This is a genomic window from Paraburkholderia jirisanensis, assembly GCF_054782355.1.
In genome coordinates this window covers 705,857-729,656 of sequence record NZ_BAAGSQ010000025.1, presented here as the reverse complement: position 1 = coordinate 729,656, position 23,800 = coordinate 705,857, and the positions used below count along the sequence as shown (strand labels likewise).

18 protein-coding genes are annotated in these 23,800 nt (G+C 64.6%); 11 read left to right on the top strand and 7 right to left on the bottom strand.

Going from position 1 to position 23,800, the window contains the following annotated elements; translation table 11 throughout:
* Positions 1-9: 9 nt before the first annotated feature.
* The 3 genes from benC to benA form a co-directional block, all read right to left on the bottom strand.
* Complete coding sequence (benC, locus tag ACYVNQ_RS14960) at positions 10-1,086, bottom strand: benzoate 1,2-dioxygenase electron transfer component BenC (RefSeq protein ID WP_460903276.1); 1,077 nt, start codon at positions 1,084-1,086, stop codon at positions 10-12.
* Between the two features lie 98 nt (positions 1,087-1,184).
* A complete protein-coding gene (gene benB, locus ACYVNQ_RS14955; RefSeq protein ID WP_460903275.1) occupies positions 1,185-1,712 on the bottom strand; it encodes a benzoate 1,2-dioxygenase small subunit in 528 nt (175 codons plus the stop codon).
* Positions 1,709-3,094, bottom strand: coding sequence for a benzoate 1,2-dioxygenase large subunit (gene benA, locus ACYVNQ_RS14950; RefSeq protein ID WP_460903274.1), 1,386 nt, complete (start codon positions 3,092-3,094; stop codon positions 1,709-1,711). Before benA ends, benB begins: the two co-directional genes overlap by 4 nt.
* A 161-nt stretch (positions 3,095-3,255) precedes the next feature.
* On the opposite strand from benA, the gene ACYVNQ_RS14945 reads away from it, so the two are divergent.
* Positions 3,256-4,185, top strand: coding sequence for a LysR family transcriptional regulator (locus ACYVNQ_RS14945; RefSeq protein ID WP_460903273.1), 930 nt, complete (start codon positions 3,256-3,258; stop codon positions 4,183-4,185).
* A gap of 25 nt (positions 4,186-4,210) precedes the next feature.
* On the opposite strand, the gene ACYVNQ_RS14940 is transcribed toward ACYVNQ_RS14945, so the two are convergent.
* Positions 4,211-5,605, bottom strand: a complete 1,395-nt coding sequence (locus ACYVNQ_RS14940; protein ID WP_460903272.1) for a dihydrolipoyl dehydrogenase — start codon at positions 5,603-5,605, stop codon at positions 4,211-4,213.
* A 177-nt stretch (positions 5,606-5,782) separates the two neighbouring features.
* Between ACYVNQ_RS14940 and ACYVNQ_RS14935 the strand changes: the two genes are divergently transcribed.
* From ACYVNQ_RS14935 to ACYVNQ_RS14905, 7 genes are all read left to right on the top strand, one after another.
* Positions 5,783-6,778, top strand: a complete 996-nt coding sequence (locus ACYVNQ_RS14935) for an AraC family transcriptional regulator (protein ID WP_460903271.1) — start codon at positions 5,783-5,785, stop codon at positions 6,776-6,778.
* Positions 6,779-7,100: 322 nt separating this feature from the next.
* Complete coding sequence (locus tag ACYVNQ_RS14930; protein WP_460903270.1) at positions 7,101-7,619, top strand: carboxymuconolactone decarboxylase family protein; 519 nt, start codon at positions 7,101-7,103, stop codon at positions 7,617-7,619.
* 52 nt (positions 7,620-7,671) lie between these two features.
* The gene (gene grxC, locus ACYVNQ_RS14925) at positions 7,672-7,932 is read left to right on the top strand and encodes a glutaredoxin 3 (protein ID WP_460903269.1); all 261 of its coding nucleotides are present in this window, start codon (positions 7,672-7,674) and stop codon (positions 7,930-7,932) included.
* Positions 7,933-8,339: 407 nt separating this feature from the next.
* Positions 8,340-9,566: an ABC transporter substrate-binding protein gene (locus tag ACYVNQ_RS14920; RefSeq protein WP_460903268.1), complete on the top strand. Its 1,227-nt coding sequence runs from the start codon at positions 8,340-8,342 to the stop codon at positions 9,564-9,566.
* Between the two features lie 118 nt (positions 9,567-9,684).
* Positions 9,685-10,560 (top strand): branched-chain amino acid ABC transporter permease, encoded by an 876-nt coding sequence (locus ACYVNQ_RS14915; protein WP_460903267.1) that lies wholly within the window; start codon positions 9,685-9,687, stop codon positions 10,558-10,560.
* Positions 10,557-12,497, top strand: coding sequence for a branched-chain amino acid ABC transporter ATP-binding protein/permease (locus ACYVNQ_RS14910; protein WP_460903266.1), 1,941 nt, complete (start codon positions 10,557-10,559; stop codon positions 12,495-12,497). The genes ACYVNQ_RS14915 and ACYVNQ_RS14910 overlap by 4 nt, the downstream gene beginning before the upstream one ends.
* 84 nt (positions 12,498-12,581) lie before the next feature.
* Entirely contained in the window at positions 12,582-13,316 is a 735-nt protein-coding gene (locus ACYVNQ_RS14905; protein WP_460903265.1) for an ABC transporter ATP-binding protein, read from the top strand.
* Between the two features lie 102 nt (positions 13,317-13,418).
* On the opposite strand, the gene ACYVNQ_RS14900 is transcribed toward ACYVNQ_RS14905, so the two are convergent.
* Entirely contained in the window at positions 13,419-13,655 is a 237-nt protein-coding gene (locus ACYVNQ_RS14900) for a hypothetical protein (protein ID WP_460903264.1), read from the bottom strand.
* Between the two features lie 353 nt (positions 13,656-14,008).
* Between ACYVNQ_RS14900 and ACYVNQ_RS14895 the strand changes: the two genes are divergently transcribed.
* Positions 14,009-16,789, top strand: a complete 2,781-nt coding sequence (locus tag ACYVNQ_RS14895) for an ATP-dependent Clp protease ATP-binding subunit (RefSeq protein WP_460903263.1) — start codon at positions 14,009-14,011, stop codon at positions 16,787-16,789.
* A 156-nt stretch (positions 16,790-16,945) separates the two neighbouring features.
* On the opposite strand, the gene ftrA is transcribed toward ACYVNQ_RS14895, so the two are convergent.
* A complete protein-coding gene (gene ftrA / locus ACYVNQ_RS14890; RefSeq protein ID WP_460903262.1) occupies positions 16,946-17,947 on the bottom strand; it encodes a transcriptional regulator FtrA in 1,002 nt (333 codons plus the stop codon).
* A gap of 100 nt (positions 17,948-18,047) precedes the next feature.
* Here ftrA and ACYVNQ_RS14885 point away from each other — a divergent pair, with 100 nt between their 5' ends.
* On the top strand, positions 18,048-18,476 hold the full coding sequence (locus ACYVNQ_RS14885) for a rhodanese-like domain-containing protein (RefSeq protein WP_460903261.1): 429 nt from the start codon (positions 18,048-18,050) through the stop codon (positions 18,474-18,476).
* Positions 18,477-18,739: 263 nt separating this feature from the next.
* Positions 18,740-21,940 (top strand): EAL domain-containing protein, encoded by a 3,201-nt coding sequence (locus tag ACYVNQ_RS14880; RefSeq protein ID WP_460903260.1) that lies wholly within the window; start codon positions 18,740-18,742, stop codon positions 21,938-21,940.
* A 131-nt stretch (positions 21,941-22,071) separates the two neighbouring features.
* Here ACYVNQ_RS14880 and ACYVNQ_RS14875 read toward each other — a convergent pair whose 3' ends face one another.
* Complete coding sequence (locus ACYVNQ_RS14875; RefSeq protein ID WP_460903259.1) at positions 22,072-23,763, bottom strand: acid phosphatase; 1,692 nt, start codon at positions 23,761-23,763, stop codon at positions 22,072-22,074.
* Between the last annotated feature and the right edge of the window lie 37 nt (positions 23,764-23,800).

Genomic DNA, 23,800 nt, shown 5'->3' with positions numbered 1-23,800 from the left:
ACTTCAAGATCAGACTGCCTCGGCGGTGAGCGCGGCAGTGGCGTTTGCCACGCCACCGGCGACCGCTGCGGCTGAGAATTTTTCGTAGAAAAAGCCCGCAGGCACGACACCGATTTCGTTCAGCCAGCTGCGCACCGCATCGACCATCGCGACCGGGCCGCACAGATAGATATCGACGTCGCCGCCGTTCAGCCAATCCGGATCGACGTGCGCGGTCACATAGCCTTTGCGCGGATGCGTGCTCGCCGGATCTGCCACGCAGGTGCGGTATTCGAACGAAGAAGCGAGCTTGCGCTGCGCGTCGTCGAGCTGTGCAAGCGCGACCAGATCGATCTCTTGCGTGACGCCGTACACCATCCGCACCGGCTGCGCGACGTTCTGCATGTTCCGTGCAGCGAGCACGTCGAGCATCGACAGCATCGGCGCGATGCCGGTGCCGCCGGCAAGCAGCAGCAACGGGCGCCGCACGTCGCGCAGATAAAACGCGCCGTACGGGCCGGAAAACGCCACCCGTTGCCCGGGCTGCGCGTGCTGGTCGAGCCACGTGCTCATGCGGCCGTTCGGCACGTTGCGCACCACGAACGACATGCGTGTGGCGCCCGGTGCCGAGCTGAACGAGTACGGACGCGACACGTCGCCGCCGGGCAGTTCGACGTTCACGTATTGCCCGGCGAGAAAGCGCAACGCATCGGGCGCATCGACGTCGATCGAAAAGCCGATGGTCGAAGCGGACAGTTTCTCGACCTGCGCCAGCGTGCCTTCGTGCCGCGCGACGCCGGTCTTGCAGGCGGCCGATGAAGCCGGCACGCGAATCACGCAGTCGGAGCGCGGCCGCGTCTGGCACGCCAGAATGTGGCCTTGCGCGGCATCGTCGGCAGTGAGCGCTTCGTCGATGTAGCTCGACTCCGGCAGATCGTATTGCCCGGACTCGCACTGGCCGCGACAGGTGCCGCACGCGCCGTCGCGGCAGTCGAGCGGGATGTTGATGGCCTGCCGATAGGCGGCGTCGGCGAGCGTTTCGCCGTCGCGGCAGCCGATAAAGCGGGTGACGCCGTCTTCGAACTGCAATGCGATGCGGTGTTCCATGGGGAAACTCCTTCGATGCGGCGCTGCGCACGACCGAATGACAACGCGCACCAATGCGTGACAATGCGCGGCGCCCGGATGTCGCGCGGACGCGTTGCTCAGATGTGGTAGATGTCGATGACCTGATTGATGTAGTCGTTCTTCAACACGACATACTTGTTCAGGATCTGCGCGCGTTCGCCGCCAAAGTCGATCACGTAGCGCGACATGCCGAAGTAGCTGTAGTTGGTCTTGTAGCGATGGCTCATCGTGTGCCAGTTGAAGCGCACCGTCACCACGCTGTGGTCGGCCTGTTCGATTTCGATGTTCGACAGGTTGTGGCTGGTGCGCGTATCGGGCATCGTCGCGCTCGAGCGTTCGGTCTTGATGCGGAACACGCGGTCTTCGAGGCCCTGGCGGTCCGGATAGTAGATCAACGAAATCTCGCGCTGCGGGTCGGTGACGAGCTGGTCTGAGTCGTCCCACGACGGCATCCAGAACGATGCATCCTGGTGATAGCAGGCAAGCCAGTCGTCCCACGCTTCGTCGTCGAGCAGGCGGCACTCGCGATAGAGAAACGCCTGAATCTGCGTAAGGGTCGGCGTATTGACTGCCGCACTCATCTGCGTATTCATCGGCGCATTCATGCTGCGCTCCTCGCGGGAACGCCAGCCGCCTCGACCGCAAGCGCCCGGCGGATCGTCTGCACCCAGTAGCGGTGCTGGATCGTATAGAGGCCTTCGTCTTCGGTCTTCACGCCGCTCAACACCGGCTTCAGGCCAATGCGCTGTGCCGCGTCGTCGGCGCCTTCGATCCAGTGCGTGGCGCCGCGGCACATGTCGTTCCATTCGACGGCGCGCGCCGCGTAACCCTGCTGGCACGCGCGGAATTCCTCCAGGTCGTCCGGCGTCGCCATGCCGCTCACGTTGAAGAAGTCCTCGTACTGGCGGATCCTGCGCGCGCGCGCCGCATCGCTTTCGCCCTTCGGCGCGATACAGTAGATCGTCACTTCGGTCTTGTTCACCGCCAGCGGCCGCAGCACGCGGATCTGCGAACCGAACTGGTCCATCAGATAGACGTTCGGATACAGGCACAGGTTGCGCGAGTTCTGGATCATCCAGTCGGCGGTTTCGCTGCCGCAGCGCGCGGCAAACTCGTCGCGCCGGCTGAAGTTCGGCCGGTCCTGCGGATTCGCCCAGCGCGACCACAGCAGCATATGGCCATGTTCGAACGCATAGAAGCCGCCGCCCTGGCGGCCCCAACTGCCTGCATCCATCGCGCGGATCGAATCGGTACGCGCGTGTTCTTCCTTGCGATGGCTGGTCGTGGCCGCGTAGTTCCAGTGCACGGCCGACACGTGGTAGCCGTCTGCGCCATTCTCGGCGGTCAGCTTCCAGTTGCCCTCGTACGTGTACGTCGACGAGCCGCGCAGCACTTCGAGGCCGTCTTCGGACTGGTCGACGATCATGTCGATGATGCGCGCCGCCTCGCCGAGAAAATCGGCGAGCGGCGGCACGTCTTCGTTCAGGCTGCCGAACAGGAAGCCGCGATAGTTCGCAAAGCGCGGCACGCGCTTCAGATCATGCGAGCCCTCGTGATTGAAGCACTCGGGGTAGCCCGCTTCGTTGGGGTCCTTGACCTTCAGCAGCTTGCCGCTGTTGTTGAAGGTCCAGCCGTGGAACGGGCACGTGAAGGTGGCCTTGTTGCCGCGCTTGTAGCGGCACAGCATCGCGCCGCGATGCGTGCAGGCATTCATCAGCGCCTGCAGGTCGCCCTGGCGGTTGCGCGTGATCACGACCGGCTGGCGGCCGATGTGGGTCGTGTAGTAATCGTTGTTGGCGGGAATCTGGCTCTCGTGCGCGAGGTAGATCCAGTTGCCTTCGAAAATATGCTGCATCTCCAGCTCGAACAGCGCGTCGTCGGTGAAGGCGCTGCGGTGCAGGCGGTAGTCGCCGCGCGCCTTGTCTTCGACGAGGTAGTCGTCGATCCGCTTGAGCGGCCGGCTGCGGTCCGGATAGATCGGGATCATGGGCTTGTCTCCTGAAGCTTCCGCGGTCTTTCCTGGATCGGTGTTCGATGCCTGGAAGGTATAATCTGTCGAGGCGGAAGCGGTGAAAGGAGAGTAATCGCCGCAGGTTCAGGCCGTCCAACACTGAATGAGTATTGCGTCCATATCCTGGAGGTATCGTCATGGAGCTGCGTCATCTGCGCTACTTCGTCGCGGTGGCCGAGGAGCGCAATTTCACGCGGGCCGCAGAGCGGCTGCATATCGCGCAGCCGCCGCTGAGCCGGCAGATGCAGCAGCTCGAAGAGGTGCTCGGCGTCGCGCTGTTCGTGCGCAATGCGCGGCCGGTCGAGCTGACCGACGCGGGCCGCTTCTTTTACTCACACGCGGTGCAGTTGCTTGCGCAGACCGCCGAACTCGAATCGATGACACGCCGGGTCGGCAAGATCGAGCGCAGCCTGTCGGTGGGTTTTGTCGGTTCGACGCTGTACGGCATGCTGCCGAAGATCATCCGGCGCTTTCGCAACGAGCATCGCGCGGTCGAGCTGACGCTGCACGAAATGTCGACGATGGACCAGATCCAGGCGCTGAAGGATGGGCGCATCGACGTTGGTTTTGGGCGCATCCGTCTGGAAGATCCGCGCATCCGGCGGGTCGTGCTGCGCGAGGAGAGGATGATCGTCGCGTTGCCCATCGGGCATCCGCTGCTCGATGCAAAACCGGCGCTGTCGCTGCACGACTTGCTGGGCGAGACGCTGATCATCTTTCCGAAGGCGCCGCGGCCGAGCTATGCGGACCAGGTATTGGCGGCGTTTCACGATCGCGGGTTGAAGCCGGAGCGCCTGTACGAAACGCGTGAGCTGCAGATTGCGCTGGGACTCGTCGCGGCCGGCGAGGGCGTATCGGTGGTGCCGAGCAGCGTGTATGGGTTAAAGCGCGACGATGTCGGCTACAAGGAACTCGACGATCCGAAGCTGGTGTCGCCGGTCATCATGATCATGCGGCTGCTCGACGAATCGGAAGACCTGCGCGCGATGCTCGAGCTGATCTACCAGTTGTATGACGAAGCGAAGATGGAATATTTGCCGCCGGATGACGAGCGGGGCGGGGCTTGATGCCCCGCCACGCTTTACCGCCGCCTTATTCTGCCGGCTTCAGTTGCGCTGCCGCGCTGCGCAGCGCGGTACGCAGGCCTTCCTCCACCACCGGGTGGTAGAACGGCATTTCCAGCATGCCGTCCACCGTCAGGTTCATCTGCAGTGCCCACGCCAGCAGATGCGCGATGTGTTCGGCATCCGGCCCGAGCCACTCGGCGCCGACGAAGCGTCGCGTTGCCTTGTCGACGTACACGTGCATCAAGCCGCGGTTGCGCAACATCACGCGGCTGCGGCCCTGATCTTCGAAGCTCACTTCGCCTGCCACGAAGCTGCCAGATTCCAGATCGACATAGCGCGCACCGACCATCGCGATGCCCGGGTCGGAAAACACCACCGAGATCGGCGCCCGGCGCACCAGCCGGCTGACCAGCGGATAGTGCGCGGCGTTGTTGCCGGCCGCGCGGCCTTCGTCCGCTGCTTCATGCAGCAACGGCAACACGTTGTTTGCGTCGCCAGCGATGAACACCGCGTGGCTGCCCACCTGCAGCGTGCGCGGGTCGTACACCGGCACACCTTGCGCGTCGCGTTCGAGCGTGGTGTTTTCAAGCCCCAGCTGGTCGACGTTCGGCCGGCGGCCCGCGGTGACGAGCACGTAGTCGAAGCTATCGTCGACCACCTTGCCGTCGCCCGTGCGATAGCGCAGACGCACGACGTCGCCTTCGCGCGTGGCCGCTTCCACTTCGGCGCGCGGCTCGAAATGCAGCGCGTCGCTGAAGGTCTTCTCCGCGTACTGTTTGATCGCCGGATCGGTCAGCGGGCCGACGCTGCTACGCGCCAGCAGCGTGACGTCCACGCCGAGCCGCGACAGCGCCTGGCCGAGTTCGAGGCCGATCACGCCGGCACCGATCACCGCGACCTTGCGCGGCAGGTCGTCCCAGCTGAACACGTCGTCGTTGACGATCGCCCGGTCGCCCAGCCCGCGGTACAGCGCCGGCAGGAACGGCGACGAGCCGGTCGCGATCACGACACTGCGTGCTTGCACGCGGGTGTGGTCGCCGACCTGCAGCAGATTGTCGTCGACGAATTTTGCGTAGCCGGTCAGCCGGTCTTCGGCGGGAATCCCTTCGACGCTCTCCACCACAAAGCCGACGAAACGGTCGCGCTCGCTCTTCACACGCTGCATCACCTCGCGCCCGTCGATGCGGATCGTGCCGTCGACATGCACGCCGAAGGGCGCGGTACGGTGCACCGCATGCGCCGCTTCCGCCGCTGCGATCAGCAGCTTCGACGGCATACAGCCAACCCGCGCACAGGTCGTGCCGTGCGGGCCGCCTTCGATCAGCAGCGCCGAAACGCCGGCTGCCTTTGCCGCGCGGTACGCGGAGAGTCCGGCGCTGCCTGCGCCGATTACTGCAACATCGATCTGAATCGTCTTCATGTTGTTGCTCCAATCCGTTATGCGCCCGGTGCCTGTCGCTTGCGGCTTTGCGCTGTCTGACTGCGGCGCCGGGCTGTGGTCCAGTAGAATCCACCTGCATTGCTTATGGCCACTTTACGGCGTGCGCCCCGCCGCTTGAATCCCCGAACGGATCAACAATTTGCTCAAACGTCTCATATGGATCTGTTAAGTCGTTTTCTTTCGCTGACGCCGGTCAGTGGCCGCATCGACGAGCGCTGCCATTTCGGCTCGCCATGGGCGATCGAGGTGGGCACAGTCGGCGTGCATGAAATCCAGTATCACGTGCTGCTGGCCGGCGAAGCCACGCTCGAAGACGGCAACGGGCCGCCGCAGAAGCTGAGGAGCGGCGACGTGATCCTGTTTCCGACGCGCAGCCCGCACCGACTGCACGACGGCAGCGGCGCGGCGCCGGTACCGGCGGTCAAGCGGCGCAATATCACGCTGACGGTGGCCGAAAATGGCGCTTCGGGTATTGGCGGCTCAGGCGCCAGTGCTGACGTGCTATGTGGCCGCCTGCTGCTGGGCGCGGTGCCGGACCGGCTGCTGCGCGACCATCTGCCGGCGCGGCTGGTGGTGAGCACCGAGCCCGCGCAGCAGCAGGAAGCGGCCGCGGCTGCGCTCGCCGACTCAGGCGCGCCCGGCAGTGCGGCCGGCTCGCGGCTCGCGCGCATCGTCGGGCTGATGCGCGAAGAGGCCATCGACGAAAGCCCCGGTAGCGAATGCCTGATCAACTATCTGTCTGCCGCGCTGTTCGCGCTGACCTTGCGTTTTGCCAGCGAGCGCAGCGCGCCGCCGCAGGGGCTGCTTGCGCTGTCGCGGCAGCCGCGTCTGCAGGCCGCGCTGTCGGCGATGTTCGACGCACCGGGCGAACCGTGGACGCTCGACCAGTTCGCCGCGTTGTGCAATATGTCGCGCGCCACGTTCGTGCGCCAGTTTCAGGACGCGATCGGCCGCTCGGCCACCGACGTGCTGACCGAAGTACGCATGACACTGGCGGGCCGTGCGTTGTTGCAGACCACCGATTCGGTCGGCGAGATCGGCGCTTCGGTCGGGTATCAGTCGGAGGCTGCGTTTCAGCGCGTCTTCAAGCGGCAAATCGGCGTGACGCCTGCGCGCTGGCGTGCAACGGGCGGCAATCTGCAGGCGCCGTGAGTTCACGCCGCGATCTCTTCTGAAGGTCTTGCGCGCCGCTCTTTCGGGCGGCGCGACACTTTTCGACTTCCGCTTTGCAGCGCTTCTGTCCTGCTTCTGTCCCGCTTCTGTTCGTCGGGAGAGGCGCTTTGCTGCGCGTGCCGCGCCTCTGCCGCAAGCGTCTTTCGGGCGGTGAGCCGATCGAGCAAATTCTTGATCCGGGCCGCGATTAACGCACGCCAAGTCAAATCTTATAGTTCATTCACGCCGCCAATCACGGCACAACGAATCGCCAGGCCGACTCGTTGCAGGTTCAACAATTCACTGTCTCTGGAGAAACATCATGGCACGCATTCCGGCACTTTCGATCGGTCAAGCCCCGGCTTCCGCGCAAACGTCGCTGCACGCCGTCGAAAAGGCGATGGGCTTTTTGCCCAACATGTTCAAGACGCTCGCGCATTCGCCGGCGGCGGTCGGTGCTTATCTGCAGGCGCAGCAGCAGCTGGCCAAGGGCGAACTGCGCGCACCCGAACGCGAAATCGTCGCGTTGGCTGTATCGCAAGTGAGCGAGTGTGAATATTGTCTCGCCGCGCATTCGTTGTTTGCCGGCAAGGCAGGTTTGTCGGAAGACGAGATTCGTGCGGCACGCAACGGCGAAGGCAGCGCGATTGCGCAACTGGCTAGCCAGATTGCGCAGAAGCGCGGCCGCGTCAGCGATGCCGACCTCGCGACAGCGCGCGCTGCAGGCCTGACGGACAGCAAGATCGTGGAGATTGTCGCAGTAGCTGCACAACTGACTTTCACTAACTACCTTAACAACCTGGCAGCAACGGACGTAGACTTCCCCGCTGTTCCAGCCTGAGCGTCGACGTCAGTTGGCAATGCATGATGTTCACCACTCATCGGAGATAACGATGCCTGAAATCACGATCTACACGAAACCGTCTTGCCCGTATTGCATCGCTGCGAAGACGTTGCTGCGCGGTAAGGGTGCTGCGTTCGATGAAGTCAATATCGAAAGCGATCGGCAGAAGGCGCTCGCGATGATCGAGCGCACCGGCCGCCGTACCGTGCCGCAGATCTATATCGGCGCGACGCATGTTGGCGGTTTCGACGATCTGCGCGCACTCGATGCACGTGGCGGTCTCGATCCGCTGCTAGGCGGTAACGCCTGAGGCGTTTAACCACTTGCGGTAGTTAGTCACACCAACCGTTGCGCCGGCATCGTTTTATGCGATGCCGGCGCAACGCGTTTCTGGGCTTCACCTGGCCCTCAATGCCGGGTAGCGTCTCTGTCCCGCTGGCGTGTTGTCGCGACATCCCATACGCATTTACTCCTGCGTAAAGCAGCTGCGCAATCCGTGCGGCCGCACACCCACCCACATCGTTGCGCAAACAACCAATCGCCTTTCGCTGCGCTTACGGGTAACTCCGCATGGTGACGCCGAGCTTACGATTTCTATACTGGGTACCGGAATGAAGTGCCCTGTGCAACACGCTGCGCGCGGCCTTCACCCGATCGCGGCGGCAGTCGTCGAACTGCCGATGCACCAAAAAACAGCATAAAGCTACGGAGACGACGATGAGACTTCGCCTGAAAAGCGTTGCAGGTGCGCTCGCACTTGCATGTGCGATGTGCGCAACCACTGGTTATGCCGCAGATCCGATCAAGATCGGAGTCGACGGGCCGTTCACCGGAGGTTCGTCGTCGATGGGCGTCAGCATGCGCGACGGCGTGCGTCTCGCGACTGCCGAAATCAACAAGGCTGGCGGTGTGCTGGGCCGGCCGATCGAACTCGTCGAGCGCGACGACGAAGCGAAGAACGAACGCGGCGTGCAGATCGCGCAGGAACTGATCAACAAGGAAAAAGTGGTCGCGGTGGTCGGCTATATCAATACCGGCGTCGCGCTCGCTTCGCAGCGCTTCTTCCAGGAAGCGAAAATCCCCGTGTTCAATAACGTCGCGACCGGCAGTATCGTGACGAAACAGTTCGCCGATCAGCCGGAAAACTATGTATTCCGCAATGCTGCGGCCGACCGTATCCAGGCGCCGATGATCGTCGAGGAAGCGGTGGTCAAGCGCGGCTTCAAAAAGGTTGCGATCCTGGCGGACTCGACCAACTACGGCCAGCTCGGCCGCGAAGATCTGGAAAAAGCGCTCGCCGCGAAGGGCGTGAAGGCCGTCGCCGTCGAGAAATTCAACATCAAGGACGTCGACATGACCGCGCAGCTGCTGAAGGCCAAAGAGGCCGGCGCGCAAGCGGTGCTGACGTACGGCATCGGCCCTGAGCTTGCGCAGGTTGCGAACGGCATGGCCAAACTCGGCTGGAAAGTGCCGCTGATCGGCAGCTGGACCTTGTCGATGGCGAACTATATCGACAACGCGGGCGCGAACGGCGAAGGCGCACGCATGCCGCAAACCTTCATTCAGGAGCCGAACACCGCGAAGCGCAAGGCGTTTATCGAGGCTTACCTGAAGGAGTTCAAGCCGAAGAACAACCGCATCGATTCGCCGGTGTCGGCCGCACAAGGTTACGACTCGGTTTATCTGCTAGCGGCTGCGATCAAACAGGCCGGCACCACCGATGGGCCGAAAGTGCGGGCAGCGCTCGAAAACCTGAACACGAAGGTCGACGGCGTGGTGATGGTGTACGACAAGCCGTTCACGCACGACGATCACGAAGCGATCAGCCCGAACGTGCCGGTGGTCGGCGAAGTGAAGGGTGGGCGCGTAGTGTACGCGTACGACGCCGACAAGCAGGGTGGCGGTCAGCTGCGCACCAAGCAGTCGACCTCGGCAGCCAACTGATTGCGCATCGCGTGTTGACGAGCCGCGTCCGCCTGCCGGCGGGCGCGGCTTTATGTTGAGCCTTGATCAAAGGCGTTTCCCTGACGTTGTTGCTTGTTGAATTCGCGGCGAATCGACCATGGCCATCCTGCTTCAGCTGATCTACAGCGGCATCGCACTCGGCATGATCTACGCGGTGATCGCGTTCGGTTATCAACTCACTTTCGCCACCTCGGGCACGCTGAATTTCGGCCAGGGCGACGCGCTGATGCTGGGCGCATTGGTCGGCCTCACGCTCGTCACGCTGGGCGTCAACTACTGGCTGATGATTCCGCTGGTGTGCCTGTTCGGCCTCGTACAGGGCGCGTTCGTCGAACGGATCGGCGTGCGGCCGGCGCTCAGGATCAAATCCGAGTTCGGCTGGATCATGTCGACGATCGCGCTCGGCATCATCTTCAAGAATGTCGCGGAAAACATCTGGGGCCGCGACGATCTGCGCTTTCCGTCGCCGCTGCCGGAAGCGCCGCTGCATCTGTTCGGCGCGAATATCCTGCCGATGGAATTGCTGGTGGTAGGCGGCGCGCTGGTGATGATGCTGGCGGTCGAGTTCTTCAACCGCAAGACGATTTTCGGCAAGGCGGTGGTCGCCACCTCCAACGACCGCGACGCGGCCGCGCTGATGGGCATCAACACCGGGCTCGTGATCACCTTCTCATATGCGCTGTCGTCGCTGACCGCGGCGTTTGCTGGCGTGCTGATCGCGCCGCTCACGCTGACCGGCGCGACGATGGGCGCGGTGCTCGGGCTGAAGGCATTCGCGGTGGCGATTATCGGCGGCTTGTCGAGCGGTATGGGCATCATCGTCGGCGGCGTGATTCTCGGCATTGCCGAGACCACCACCGGCTTTTATCTGTCGACCGGCTACAAGGACGTGCCGGGTCTCGTGCTGCTGCTGATCGTGCTGGCGATGAAGCCCGCGGGCCTGTTCGGCAAGACTGCGATCAAAAAGGTATGAGGTCCGCCGTGAAGAAGAAAAAGCTGGTCGCCATCGTTGCGGGACTGATTGTGCTGGCGGTGTTTCCGCTGCTGTCGGGTAATCCGTATTACATCCATCTGGTCGAGACCATCATGATCTACGCGATCCTGTTGTTCGGTCTCGACATCGTGGTCGGTTATACCGGGCAGGTGTCGCTCGGGCACGCGGGGCTGTTCGGTGTCGGCGCATATACGGCCGGCGTGCTGTTCATGAAGCTCGGCATGCCGTTCTACGTGACTGCGCCGCTGGCGATCGTGGTGACCGCCGCGTTCGGCGCGATTCTCGCGCTGCCGGCGTTACGCGTGTCCGGCCCGTATCTGGCGATGGTCACGCTCGCGTTCGGCACGATCATCCAGATCCTGATCAACGAAATGGATTTTCTGACGAGCGGCCCGCTCGGGATCAAGATTCCGAAACCGGCGTTCGGCGGTGCACCGATGAACGAAACCCAGTACTACTGGCTGGTGGCCGCGTTGCTGGTGCTGTCGCTGGTGGTGGTACATCGCGTGCTGAAGTCGCATCTCGGGCGCGCGTTCGAAGCGCTGCGCGACAGCCCGATCGCATCGGACTGCATGGGCGTTTCGGTGTATCGCTACAAGGTGTACGCGTTCGTGATCAGCGCCGGTTTCGCCGGGCTCGCGGGCTGCCTGTATTCGTATTCGGAGCAATACATCTCGCCGAATACGTACAACTTCGAGCTGACCATCCTGTTCCTGCTCGCGATCATCATGGGCGGGCGCAAGACACGCACCGGCGCGCTGCTCGGCTCGACGATCATCGTGATGCTGCCCAAACTGCTCGACGATATCGCGTCGTTCCGCGTGGTCGCGACGGTGCTGGCGGCGGCGGTCGTGATCGGTGCGTTGGTGGCGCTCACGCGCAAATCGTCGACGCCGCGCAAGGTTGCAATTCCAGTGCTCGGCACGGTCGGCCTCGCGGCGTTCTCGTACACGATCTCGGCGCTGACCGACTGGCGCCTGACGATTTTCGGCCTGATGATCCTGCTCGTCGTGTACTACCTGCAGGACGGTGTGGTCGGCTTCGTGCGCAAGTTCTTCACGCACGGCCGTGTGCGTACCGTGACTGTCAGCACCGAGGCGCCGACCGACATCACTGCGGATGCGATCGTCGCGGTACGCAGCGAAAGCCGCGAAAACATCCTGAACCTGCGCGGCATCGTGATGCAGTTCAGCGGCCTGAAAGCGCTCAACCAGGTCGATCTGGCGGTACAGCGCGGCACGATTCACGGCCTGATCGGCCCGAACGGCTCGGGCAAGAGCACGATGATGAATGTGCTGACCGGCATCTACATTCCGACCGCAGGCACGATCGAATATGCGGGGCAATCGCTCGCCGGACGCACGTCGGCCGAGATCGCGCTGTCCGGCATCGCGCGCACCTTCCAGAACGTGCAGCTGTTCAGCGAGATGACGGCGCTCGAGAACGTGCTGGTCGGGCTGCACCACACATTCCGGTCGAATTTTGCGGACATCGGCCTGATGAGTGGCCGTTATCGCGCCGAGGAACACGCAGCGCGCTTGCGTGCATTCGGCATGCTGCGCTTTGTCGGGCTCGAGGATGTGGCCGGCGAGGAAGCGCGCAGCCTGCCGTACGGCAAGCAGCGTCTGCTCGAAATCGCCCGTGCGCTCGCGCTCGATCCGAAGCTGCTGCTGCTCGACGAACCGGCCGCGGGGCTCACCGCGCCGGACATCAAGGAACTCATCACGATCATCCGCAAGGTACGCGATCACGGCATTACCGTCGTGCTGATCGAGCATCACATGGATGTTGTGATGAACGTATGCGATACGGTGTCGGTGCTCGACTTCGGGCAGAAGATCGCCGAGGGCAAGCCCGCCGAAATCCAGGCGGACCAGAAGGTGATAGACGCGTATCTGGGCGGCATGGCCGCGTAAACGTGAGCATGAAGCAACGACGCACGCAGGGTTACGCAGACCACCTACGCGGTCCAGACAACACGCATCGACAGGGATAACGCCATGCTTTCGATCCGGAATCTGCATGCAGGCTACGGCAAGGTAAAAGTGCTGCACGGCATTTCGATCGACGTGCCGAAGGCTTCGGTGGTGACGCTGATCGGCTCGAACGGTGCCGGCAAGACCACCACGATGCGCGCGATCTCCGGCATGATCCGCGCGAGCGAGGGCGAGATCACGATGGGGACCGGGGCCGACGCGAAGCGCATCGACGGGCTCGACTCGCATCGCATCGCGCGGCTCGGCCTCGCGCATTCGCCGGAGGGGCGGCGCGTATTCGCGACGATGTCGGTCACCGACAATCTGTTGCTAGGGGCTTTTCCGCGTCTGACGTGGTCGCGCCCGCGCGGCGACGTTGCCGCGGACCTCGAGCGGGCGATCGACATGTTCCCGCGCCTGAAAGAGCGGCGCCATCAACTGGCCGGTACGTTATCGGGCGGCGAACAGCAGATGCTGGCGATGGCACGCGCGGTGATGCTGAATCCGGACCTCGTGCTGCTCGACGAACCGTCGATGGGGCTTGCGCCGATTCTGGTCGACGAGGTGTTCCGCATCATCGCGCGCATGAAGGAGCAGGGCGTGACGATGCTGCTGGTCGAGCAGTTCGCGGCGGCCGCGCTGAACGTGGCCGACTACGGTTATGTGCTCGAAAACGGCAAGATTGCGACGCACGGCACCGCGGCGCAGTTGAAGGGCGATCCGCTGGTCAAGGCGGCGTATCTGGGTGCCAGCCATTAGCGGGTCGATCGCGTTGATTGAGCGGCATGAACTGCGGCGGCACGCGTTGATTTCCGCCGCCGCGCGGTCGTGCCGCATGGTGCACGCGCACACCCGCGCGCATCAAACGCGGCGTTTCTTCCACGCATAGCCCGGCGCCGCATCGGCCGCGCCCGCCTTACCGACCGACTGCGGGTTCTCGCTGCACAGCGAGACGAACGCGACATCTTCGCCGGCGGCCTGCCGTTTGCGCAGCGCTTCGGCAAACGCGAGCGCTTGTGTCAGCGCGTCGTCGCCGAACTTTTCGAAGCGCGCCGCGCTGTCCGCGCCGCCTTGTTCGAGCCAATACACGACGAACATAGACCTCCCTGTAGTTACCTGTTGTTAGACCTGCTGCCGCCTTACGCGCGTCGACCCAAGGGGTGACTGCGCGCGCCGCAGCGTTCAGGTAGCATCGAATTTTTATCGGACGCGTTGCGCGGGCGCCGCGCAGGGCTTCGAGGTGCCGTTGCGCTGCCGCATGCAGCGTGTGGCATGCCGCAGCGTCGCGCAAGCAGCATGCAATACGGCGCCGCGCCGCAAGCGCCATCGTGGCAAAGGTCCAGCGCCCGGCGCACGGCGCGATGCGGTGCAGCGAGCGGCACCGCGCAGGCGCTTGCAATCCGCGCGATGCGCACCATCTCCTTACGCATCATATCTATAGGGAGCTTCACATGGCACGGCAAGTCTGTGACATCTGCGGCGTCAGGCCCGCGAGCGTAAGGCTCGCGGTGCTTCAGAGCGGCCGCCGGCGGATTCTCGACGTATGCGACTATCACTACGAGCAGTTGACGCGGCATCAGCGCTCGCTGTCGCCGCTCGAAGCGCTGTTCCGCAGCGCGCTGCCCGATCAGCTGGAAGAAACGGCCGACCCGGTCGCGAATTTGTCGCGGCAAGCGCCGCCGCCGCGCATCGAAAACCCCGAAGCGGTGGTCAATATCGAGCGGCACTTCAGCGACCTCGCGAAAGAGATGCTGCAGCGCGCCGCCGAGCGCGCGGTGCAGTTCGGCCGCCGCGAAGTGGACACCGAGCATCTGCTGTACGAGCTGGCCGACAACGCGGTGATCATTTCGATTCTGAAGAGCCTCGGTATTTCGTCCACCGACGTGCGCGCGTATATCGACGCGAATGCGCCGAAGCGCAACGACGCGCCGCCGATGACCGGCGAACAGATGGGCGTCACGCCTTGCCTGAAGAGCGCGCTCGAGCGCGCGTTCCTGGCCTCGCGCGAACTGGGCCACAGCTATGTCGGCCCCGAGCATCTGCTGATCGGCCTCGCCGAAGTGAACAATAGTTTCGCCAGCAACCTGTTCGTGAAGTACGGTCTCGACACGCAGGCCTTGCGCCAGCAGACCGGGCAGGCCATCGGCCCGAGCGCGAAGCGCGACAGCGTGGCGCCGCCGTCCAACACGCCGCAGCTCGACAAATACAGCCGCGACCTCACCGCGCTCGCGCGCGACGGCCGGCTCGATCCGGTGATCGGCCGGTCGAGCGAGATCGAGACGCTGGTCGAAGTGCTCGCGCGGCGCCGCAAGAACAACCCGGTGCTGATCGGCGAACCGGGTGTCGGCAAGACCGCGGTGGCCGAAGGGCTCGCGCAGCGGATGATCAACGGCGACGTGCCGGAATCGTTGCGCGACAAGCGGCTGGTCGAGTTGAATGTGAACTCGCTGGTGGCCGGCGCGAAATTCCGCGGCGAATTCGAAGAGCGCGTGAAGCAGCTGGTCGAAGAAATCGCGGCGAATCTCGATTCGCTGGTGCTGTTCGTCGACGAGGTGCATACGATCGTCGGCGCGGGCCAGGGCGGCGGCGAGGGCGGCCTCGACATCGCCAACGTGTTCAAGCCGGCGATGGCGCGCGGCGAGCTGAACCTGATCGGCGCGACCACGCTAGCCGAGTACCAGAAGTACATCGAAAAGGATGCGGCGCTCGAGCGGCGCTTCCAGCCGGTGCTGGTGCCGGAGCCGAGCGTGGTGCAGACCATCAACATCCTGCGCGGGTTGCGCGACCGGCTCGAAGCGCATCATCGCGTGACGATCCAGGACGACGCGATCATCGGCGCGGCCGAGCTGTCGGACCGTTATGTCAGCGGGCGTTTCCTGCCGGACAAGGCGATCGACCTGATCGACCAGGCGGCGGCGCGCGTACATCTGTCGGCCACGTCGCGGCCGGCGGCGATTCTCGAACACGAGGCGGAGCTTGCGCAACTGCATCGCGAGCAGGATTACGCGGCCTCGCGCAAGCAGTTTGAGCGTGCACATGCACTCGACACCGAAATCGCCGACAAGCAGCGCGCACTCGCTGAGGCCACCGATGCCTGGAAGACCAACGTTGGCGCGAACACATCGCACGTGACGGTGCAGCAGATTGCCGAGATCGTCGCGAAGCTGACCGGTATTCCGGTCGCGCAGCTGACCACCGAAGAACGCGAGCGTCTGCTGAAGATGGAAGAGCGGCTGCATCAGCGCGTGATTGGCCAGGATCAGGCGGTGTCGGCGGTGAGTGACGCGGTGCGTCGTTCGCGGGCCGGTTTGCAGGCGCGGCACCGGCCGACCGCGGTGTTCCTGTTCCTCGGGCCGACGGGTGTCGGCAAGACCGAGCTCGCGAAGGCGCTCGCCGAAGCGGTATTCGGCGACGAAGAAGCGATGTTGCGCATCGACATGAGCGAGTACATGGAGCGTCATTCGGTAGCGCGGCTGATCGGTTCGCCGCCTGGTTATGTCGGCCACGACGAAGGCGGGCAACTGACCGAGCGCGTGCGGCGCCGCCCATACAGCGTGATCCTGCTCGACGAGATCGAGAAGGCGCACCCGGACGTGTACAACGTGCTGCTGCAGGTATTCGACGACGGGCGTCTGACCGACGGCAAGGGGCGGGTGGTCGATTTCAGTAATACGCTGATCATCGCCACCAGCAACCTCGGTTCGGAAGTGATCGCGGGGCAGACGCGTTCGGGCCCGGGCTTCCTGAGCAACGATGCGAACTCGAGCGTGCAAAGCGGCGTGATGGGCGTGCTGCGTCAGCATTTCCGGCCGGAGTTTCTGAACCGGATCGACGACATCATCCTGTTCAAGGCGCTGGGCCGCGAAGAGACGCGGCACGTGGTGCGGCTGCAGCTCGAGCAGGTCAAGCGTCTGGCGAGCAGCCAGGACATCGTGCTTGAATTCGACGATTCGGTGGTCGATCATCTGGCGACCGAAGGCTATCGGCCTGAGTACGGCGCGCGCGAGTTGCGCCGGCAGATCCGTCAGCAGATCGAGAACGAGCTCGCCAAGGAGATGCTGAAGAGCGACATCGGCGAAGGTTCGCACGTGCTGTGCTCGTACGATGCGACCGAGCATCGGGTGGTGTTCCGTACCACGTCGGTGGACGCGGCGCATAAGCCTGAGCGGATCGGCAACGTGGTGCCGCTTGAAACGGTCACGCATCCGCCGTCGGAGCAGCCGGAAGTGTGACGCGGCGTCGTACAGCAGTGGCTTCGCCAGGCCGGCGAAATGCGGTTGATGACCGCGTTTCGCCGGCTTTTTCATGCGGTGGCGCAGGCTCGCGCGTGCTCGTGGTTCCGGCAACGCATGCGTGCCGCGGGGGCCGCGCGTCGTTGCCGCTTCGCCTCAGCGCTCGAGCACCGGTTGTTCCGCCGGATTTTCGCTGAATCGCGCGCGGTAAGCGGTCGGACTCGTCAGCACGATGCGCCGGAAGTGGCGCCTGAACGATTCTTCCGAGCCAAAGCCCGCCAGTTCGGCGATGCGCGCAATCGGCGCGTCGGCGCGCGATTCCAGCATGTCGCGCGCCAGCGCTACGCGCTCGTGCACGACCCATTCATAAGGTCCCATGCCGGTGGCGTCGCGAAACTGCCGCTGCAGCGTGCGCGGGCTCATTGCCGCTTTTGCCGCAAGCGACTCGACGCTGTGCGCGAGCGCCGGGTTGGCGCGCACCCAGTCCATCAACCTCGCGACACGGCTTTGTTCGTCGTGCGGCATCGGCCGCGGCACGAACTGCGTTTGTCCGCCTTCGCGGTGCGGTGGCACGACCAGCCGCTGCGCGACGCGGTTTGCCACCGCGCCGCCGTAGTCGCGGCGCACGACGTGCAGCAGCATGTCGAGCCCGGCCGCTGAGCCGGCGGACGTGAGGATTTGCCCTTCATCGACGTACAGCGCGTCGGGCTCGACGCGCAACTCGGGATAGCGTGCCTGCAACTGCTGTGCGTAGCGCCAGTGGGTGGTGACCGTCTTACCGTGCAGCAGGCCCGCGGCTGCCAGCACGAACACGCCGGAGCAGATCGAACACAGGCGCGCGCCGCGCTGGTGTGCCGCACGCAGCTTTTTCAGCAGCGGTGCCGGCGGAATTTCGTCTGGGTCGCGCCAGCCGGGGATCACGATGGTCTGCGCGCGATCGAGCAGCGCCAGCGTGTAGGGCGCCGCGACCGTGATGCCGCCGGCCGCACGCAGTGGGCCGCGTTCGGCCGCGCATACCGCGAAGCGATACCAGTCGACGCCGAGTTCCGGTCGCGGCAACGCGAACAGTTCAGTGACGCAGCCGAATTCGAAGGTGCAGAGCCGGTCGTAGACGAGCGCGGCGACCAGATGCGGATGGTGTGCGTGTTTCGAGGTCATGGCGCGATGTTACCGGAGATTGTCGATTGCGCCGCTGTCGTGCCACGCGCGGCTTCAGCACAATCTTCACATCGCGTTCAACCCACTCGAGGAGCCCCTGATGTCGCCTGTGACCGTTGTCCCTGCCGCAGACAGTGCAGCTGCGCTTGCGCATTTTGCCGCGTCGCTATCGTTCGAAACGGACTGCTCGGACGTGCATGCGGCGTTGACCGCCAACGGCTCGCCGCATACCGCCGGCTTCGTGCTGCTCGATGTGCGCAGCCCGGCGCTTTACGACGCGGGTCACGTGCCGGGCGCGGTGAATCTGCCGCACGGCAAGATCGTCGCATCGAAACTGGAGGCCTACTCGGGCGACACGCTGTTCGTCACGTATTGCGCCGGGCCGCATTGCAATGGCGCGACGCGCGGGGCGATCCGTCTCGCCCAGCTCGGGCGGCCAGTGAAGGTGATGATCGGCGGCGTCACCGGGTGGCTCGACGAAGGCTTCGAGCTCGAACGAGGTGCGACAGCCCAACAACGCGATGGCTGAATGCGCTGCTTTATTGGCTTGTTCCTTCTGGTCATTTCACATGCTGCCGGGCAACCCCGGCAGCTCGCACCACTTGTTTGCCGCAAACGTTTGCCCGCGCGCCGCGTTGGCGCATGCGGGCACCGCGCTGGTGCATCTGAAATCATTCGTTAAAGTGCGCTTATGATGCGCCGTTATGCAGTTGATCCGGCTTTCGCGTTCGTGGAATACGGGAAGCGGATAAGTGTTATAGGTCATATCGGCGCGAGAATCCGCACTACTACATGAAACGTCATCTTATCTTTCGTCTGCTCGCGCGCCTTCGGGTCGGCCGGAAGCTACTGCTGATCTATCTGCTGGATCTGACGGCAGTGGTTTACATCAGCGGCATCCTGATTCACGAGAAGTACATAGCGATCGATTTCTCGAACAAGGAAATCGTCGGCAATGTCTATCTGCGCACCGTGCGCGATGCGCTCATCGAAGTTGCGCAGACCGGTGCGGGCGCACGCCCCACGCCGCAAACCCTGCAGCAGACGGCGCTCGCGCTCGCCGACGCCGAACAGCGCTACGGCGCCGGCATCGAAAGCGCGGAGCTCAACGCGCGGGTGCGCGATGCGCTGGGCGTGCTCGCGCGCGACAAAGAGCCGGACGCCGCTGAAGTCAACCATGCAATGGACGTGGTGCGCGCGCTCATCACGCGGGTGGGCAACCAGTCGAACCTGATTCTCGACCCGGACCTCGACAGCTATTACTCGATGTCGCTGTCGGTGCTGCGCTATCCGGCGCTGCTCGAAGCGGTGAACCAGATCGGTGGCGGGTTGCGCATCGACCGCGAGCCGGCCACCGCCGACGTGATGCGCACCCGCTATCTGGTGCGCGAAGGTCAGCTCGACGCGGTGCTGCAGGGCTTGCGCACCGACTTCGCGGAAGCGGTGGCGGCCAATCACGAGCTCGATCGCGCGCTCGGGCCGTCGATCCAGCGGATGAACCGTTCGATCGAAGACTATCGCAGCGCCGCGCGCGCGATCGTCGATAGCGGCGGCGGCGGCGATGCCGGCCTGATCGCCGCGGCCGACGCCGCCGAGCGGCGCGTGGTGGCCGACGTCGACGGCCTGTCGCGCGACACCGGCTTCCAGCTAGACCGCCTGCTGCACGAGCGCGTGCGCGCGCTGTTCGCGCGCATGTGGCTGCATCTGGGCACCGCGCTGTTCCTGCTGTGCGGCATTCTGAGCATGGTCTACTTCGTTGCGCAGCAGATCTCGCGGCCGCTGCGCCAGCTCGCGCGCGTGATGGATACCGTGCGCCGCACCGGCGACCACTCGCTGCGCGCGCGCTGGCACAGCCAGGACGAGATCGGCGTACTGGTGAACGGCTTCAACGAGATGCTCGAGCAGCTAGACCGCGAGCGCGACGTGCAGAAGGAACTGGCCGCGACCGCGCGCGCGTCGGCCGCGCAGCACGCGCTGGTCGAAGCGACGCCGGTGCCGATGGTGGTGACCGCGGTGCCAAGCCACGAGGTGCTGCATGCCAATCGCCCCGCGCTGTTCTGGCTGAACGGCTGCGTGATCGATCCGTGGGCGCGCGGCCTCGATTCGGGCACGCGTGCGCGCTTTTTCCAGCAGCTGTCGGACCGCGAAGCCGTCGACGAATTCGAAGTGCACTGGAAGGCCACCGAAGAATCGACATGGGCCATGCTGTCCGCGCGGCGCCTGACCTTCCAGGGGCAGGACGCGATCCTGACCGCGTTCACGCCGATCAACCAGATCAAGCTGATGGAGCAGCGCCTCGAACTATGGGGCCGCGTGTTCGAGGCTTCGTCCGAGGCGATCCTGATTCTCGACGAACAGCATCGGCTGCTGACTGCCAACGCGGCGTTCTACCGCACCACCGGCTACCGGACCGAAGACGTGATCGGCCGCGCGCCGGGCTTTATCGTCGACGGTCTGGCGGGCGATGGCGGTTTTGCGATGCTGGCGCGCCTCGTCGATCAGTCGAGCACGTGGAACGGCGAAGCGCAGGTGCGCCGCCGCCATGGCGGCGATTATCCGGCGTGGCTGATGGTGAGCGTGGTGCGCGACCAGAAGAGCCACGTCACGCACTACATCTGCACGCTGATCGACATCAGCGACCGCAAGAAGAGCGAAGCGCGCATCCAGTTCCTGGCCGACCACGATTTCCTGACCGAGCTGCCGAACCGCGCGCTGTTCAAGAAGCGCCTCGCGGTCGCGCTCGGTACCGCGCAGCGCACCGGCAGGCGCGTCGCGGTGCTGTTTATCGACCTCGACCGTTTCAAGGACATCAACGATTCACTCGGCCATCACGTCGGCGACGCGCTGTTGCGCTCGGTCGCCGCGCGCCTCGTGCGTTCGGTGCGGCACGACGACACGGTGAGCCGGCTCGGCGGCGACGAGTTCACGGTGATCCTGAACGGCGCGGCCAATGCGGCCGACGTCGCGCGCACCATCGAGGAACGGATGATTCCGCTGATCGGCGAAGCGCACGAGGTGAACGGCGTGCCGATCCAGGTGTCGTGCAGCGTCGGTATCGCGATGTATCCGGAAGACGGCGCCGATCTCGATACGCTGATGCAGAATGCCGACCTCGCGATGTACCAGGCGAAGGCCGCCGGCCGCAATCTGGCGAAGTTCTTCTCGGCGGACATGATCGAGCACAGCCGCATGCGGCTCGCGCTCGAAGCGTGTCTGCGCACCGCGATCGAACGCGATGAACTGTGGCTCGCATACCAGCCATGCATCGACGCGAAGAGCGGCGCGCTGATCGGTGTCGAGGCGCTGCTGCGCTGGGACAGCGCGGAACTCGGGCGGATGTCGCCCGCGCAGTTCATTCCGCTTGCCGAGGAAACGCGCCTGATCGTGCCGATCGGTGCGTGGGTGATCGACCAGGCTTGCCGACAGATTGCTGCATGGCGCGACACCGAACTGGCGGGGCTGACGCTGTCGATCAATCTGTCTGCGGTGCAGTTGCGCGACGACGGGCTGGTCGATCTGATCCGGCAGAGCCTTGCGAAACATCGCGTGGCGCCCGGCCTGCTCGAACTCGAGATCACCGAATCGGTGCTGCTCGACAGCGCGGAGCGCAACATCGCAACGATCCGCGCGATTCGCGCGCTCGGCGTGCGCATTTCACTCGACGATTTCGGCACCGGCTATTCGAGCCTGAGCTATCTGAACCGTTTCCCGCTCGATCGGCTAAAGATCGACCGCACGTTTGTGCACAACAAGCTCGACAAGCCGACCGATCTCGGCATCGTCGAAGCGATCGTCGGCCTCGGACATATGCTGGGCTTGAGCGTGGTGGCCGAAGGCGTGGAGAGCGAGCGCGAGGCGGGGTTGTTGCGCAGCATCGGCTGCGACGAACTGCAAGGGTTCTGGATTGCACGGCCGCTGTCGGCCGCGCAGCTCGATGAATGGCTGCGCGAGCGTCGCGCGGCAGCGCGCAGCGCGGGGCCGGTGGAGGCGTAGCGGGGGGCAAAGGCGGGGCGGTAAAGCCGCGCTGATGTAGCCGCGGTCGATGCGTATCAGCGGCGTATTCGAACATCGAAACCGGAAACCCGAAAATTCGCTACGCCGCCGTACGCGTCAGTCCCGCTTCATTACGCCAGATTCAGCGTGTTGGTCAGATCGCCGAGCGGCGCGAGCCCGTTTTGCACAAACGCGCGGTCGCGCGACTGCACGCCGTCGAGCGGCGCGAGGCCGTGCACGCGGCTGATAAAACGCAGGATCGAGTTGGTGTCGTACACGCTGTGATCGACGAAGCCCTGCTTGGCGAGCGGCGATACGACGATCGCGGGAATGCGCGAGCCCGGACCCCAGCGGTCGCCCTTCGGCGGCGCGACCGGATCCCACCAGCCGCCGTTTTCGTCAACCGTGACGATCACCACCGTGTTGCGCCACTGTGGCCCGCGCTGGATGCGCTCGATGACCGTCGCGATGTGGCGGTCGCCGGATTCGACGTCCGCATAGCCGGCGTGCATGTTCAGGTTGCCCTGCGGCTTGTAGAACGTGACGGCCGGCAGCCGGCCCGCGTCGATGTCGGCGATCAGCCGGTTGGTCGACGGGTCTTCGCCGGTGCCGGCGTCGCGCAGGTGGCGCGTGCGCGCCGTGGTGCCCGGCGCGTAATTGACGAAGTAGTTGAACGGCTGATGGTGATACTGGAAGTCCGGCACCATGCCGGTGTCGCGATGATCGAGCGCGTATTGCCACGCGCCTGCATACCACGCCCAGTCGACCCCTTTATCCGACAGACGGTCGCCGATCGTCGCGTAGTTCTGCGGCGGCAGCACCTTCGGGTCGGCCGGATTGGCGAGCGCCGGGTTGCCGTCCGGCGCCGGACGCACGAAGCTTGGCTGATACGGCGGCGCCATTGTATTGACGGCGTAGCCGTCCGGCGTGAACAGGCCGTCGTTGACGAACTTCGGCGGGCCGTCGAGCGCGGAAGCGGGCGAATCCGGCGCAGCCTTCAGCCGCGTGCCGAGCGGGTCGTCGCCTTCGACCACCGACACCAGCTTTTTAGCCGGGCTGTTCTGGATGTTCGGGTAGAACGGCGCCTGCGCGGAAATCAGATAGATGTGGTTGAGCCACGAACCGCCGAAGGCGGCCATAAAGAAGTTGTCGCACAGCGTGTACTGCTGCGCGAGGGTCCACATCTTCAGCGATTGCGGGTTGCTGCGATAGTGGCCCATCACGAGCCCGCCGGAATCGGCCCACGCAGCGAACTGGTTATTGCGCCCCGCGTTGATCTGCATCTGGTTCTGATAGAAGCGATGCCACAGGTCGCGGGTGATCACGCTGTTCGGCAGCGGCGCGCCCTGCGCGTCGGTCAGATGGAACGGCTGGTTGGCGAGGCCGGTGATCGCGTTTTCGTTGATCGCATAGCGTTTGCCGTCGATTTCCTGCGCCTGCGGCACGAGTCCGCCCCAGAATTTCGGTAGTGTGGCGAGCGGCGTTTTGCCGTCGCGGTCGAACTGCAGATAGGCTTCGCGCGGCACGTTGTCGAGCGGGTGCAACAGGCCCGGGAAATTGCCGAATAGATTCGCGAAGCTGCGGTTCTCCGCGTAGATCACGACGATGTTCTTCACCTGGTCGGACAGCGCAGCGTCGAGGCGCGCATCGGCGGCGCTGCGCGGCGCGCCGCCTGCCGCGGAACTCTGCGCGGTGGATTGGCAGCCGGCCAGCATCAGCCCCGCACCGACCGCGGCAAGGCCGGTTAGCACACGGCGGCGGTCGGGGTCGTCGGGCAGGTCGGTGGCGGCGTCGGTGGGCGGAAGCGGATCGTGGTCGTTCATCGGCAATTCTCCTTGGCGCGTGGCGCGAGCGGTCGGT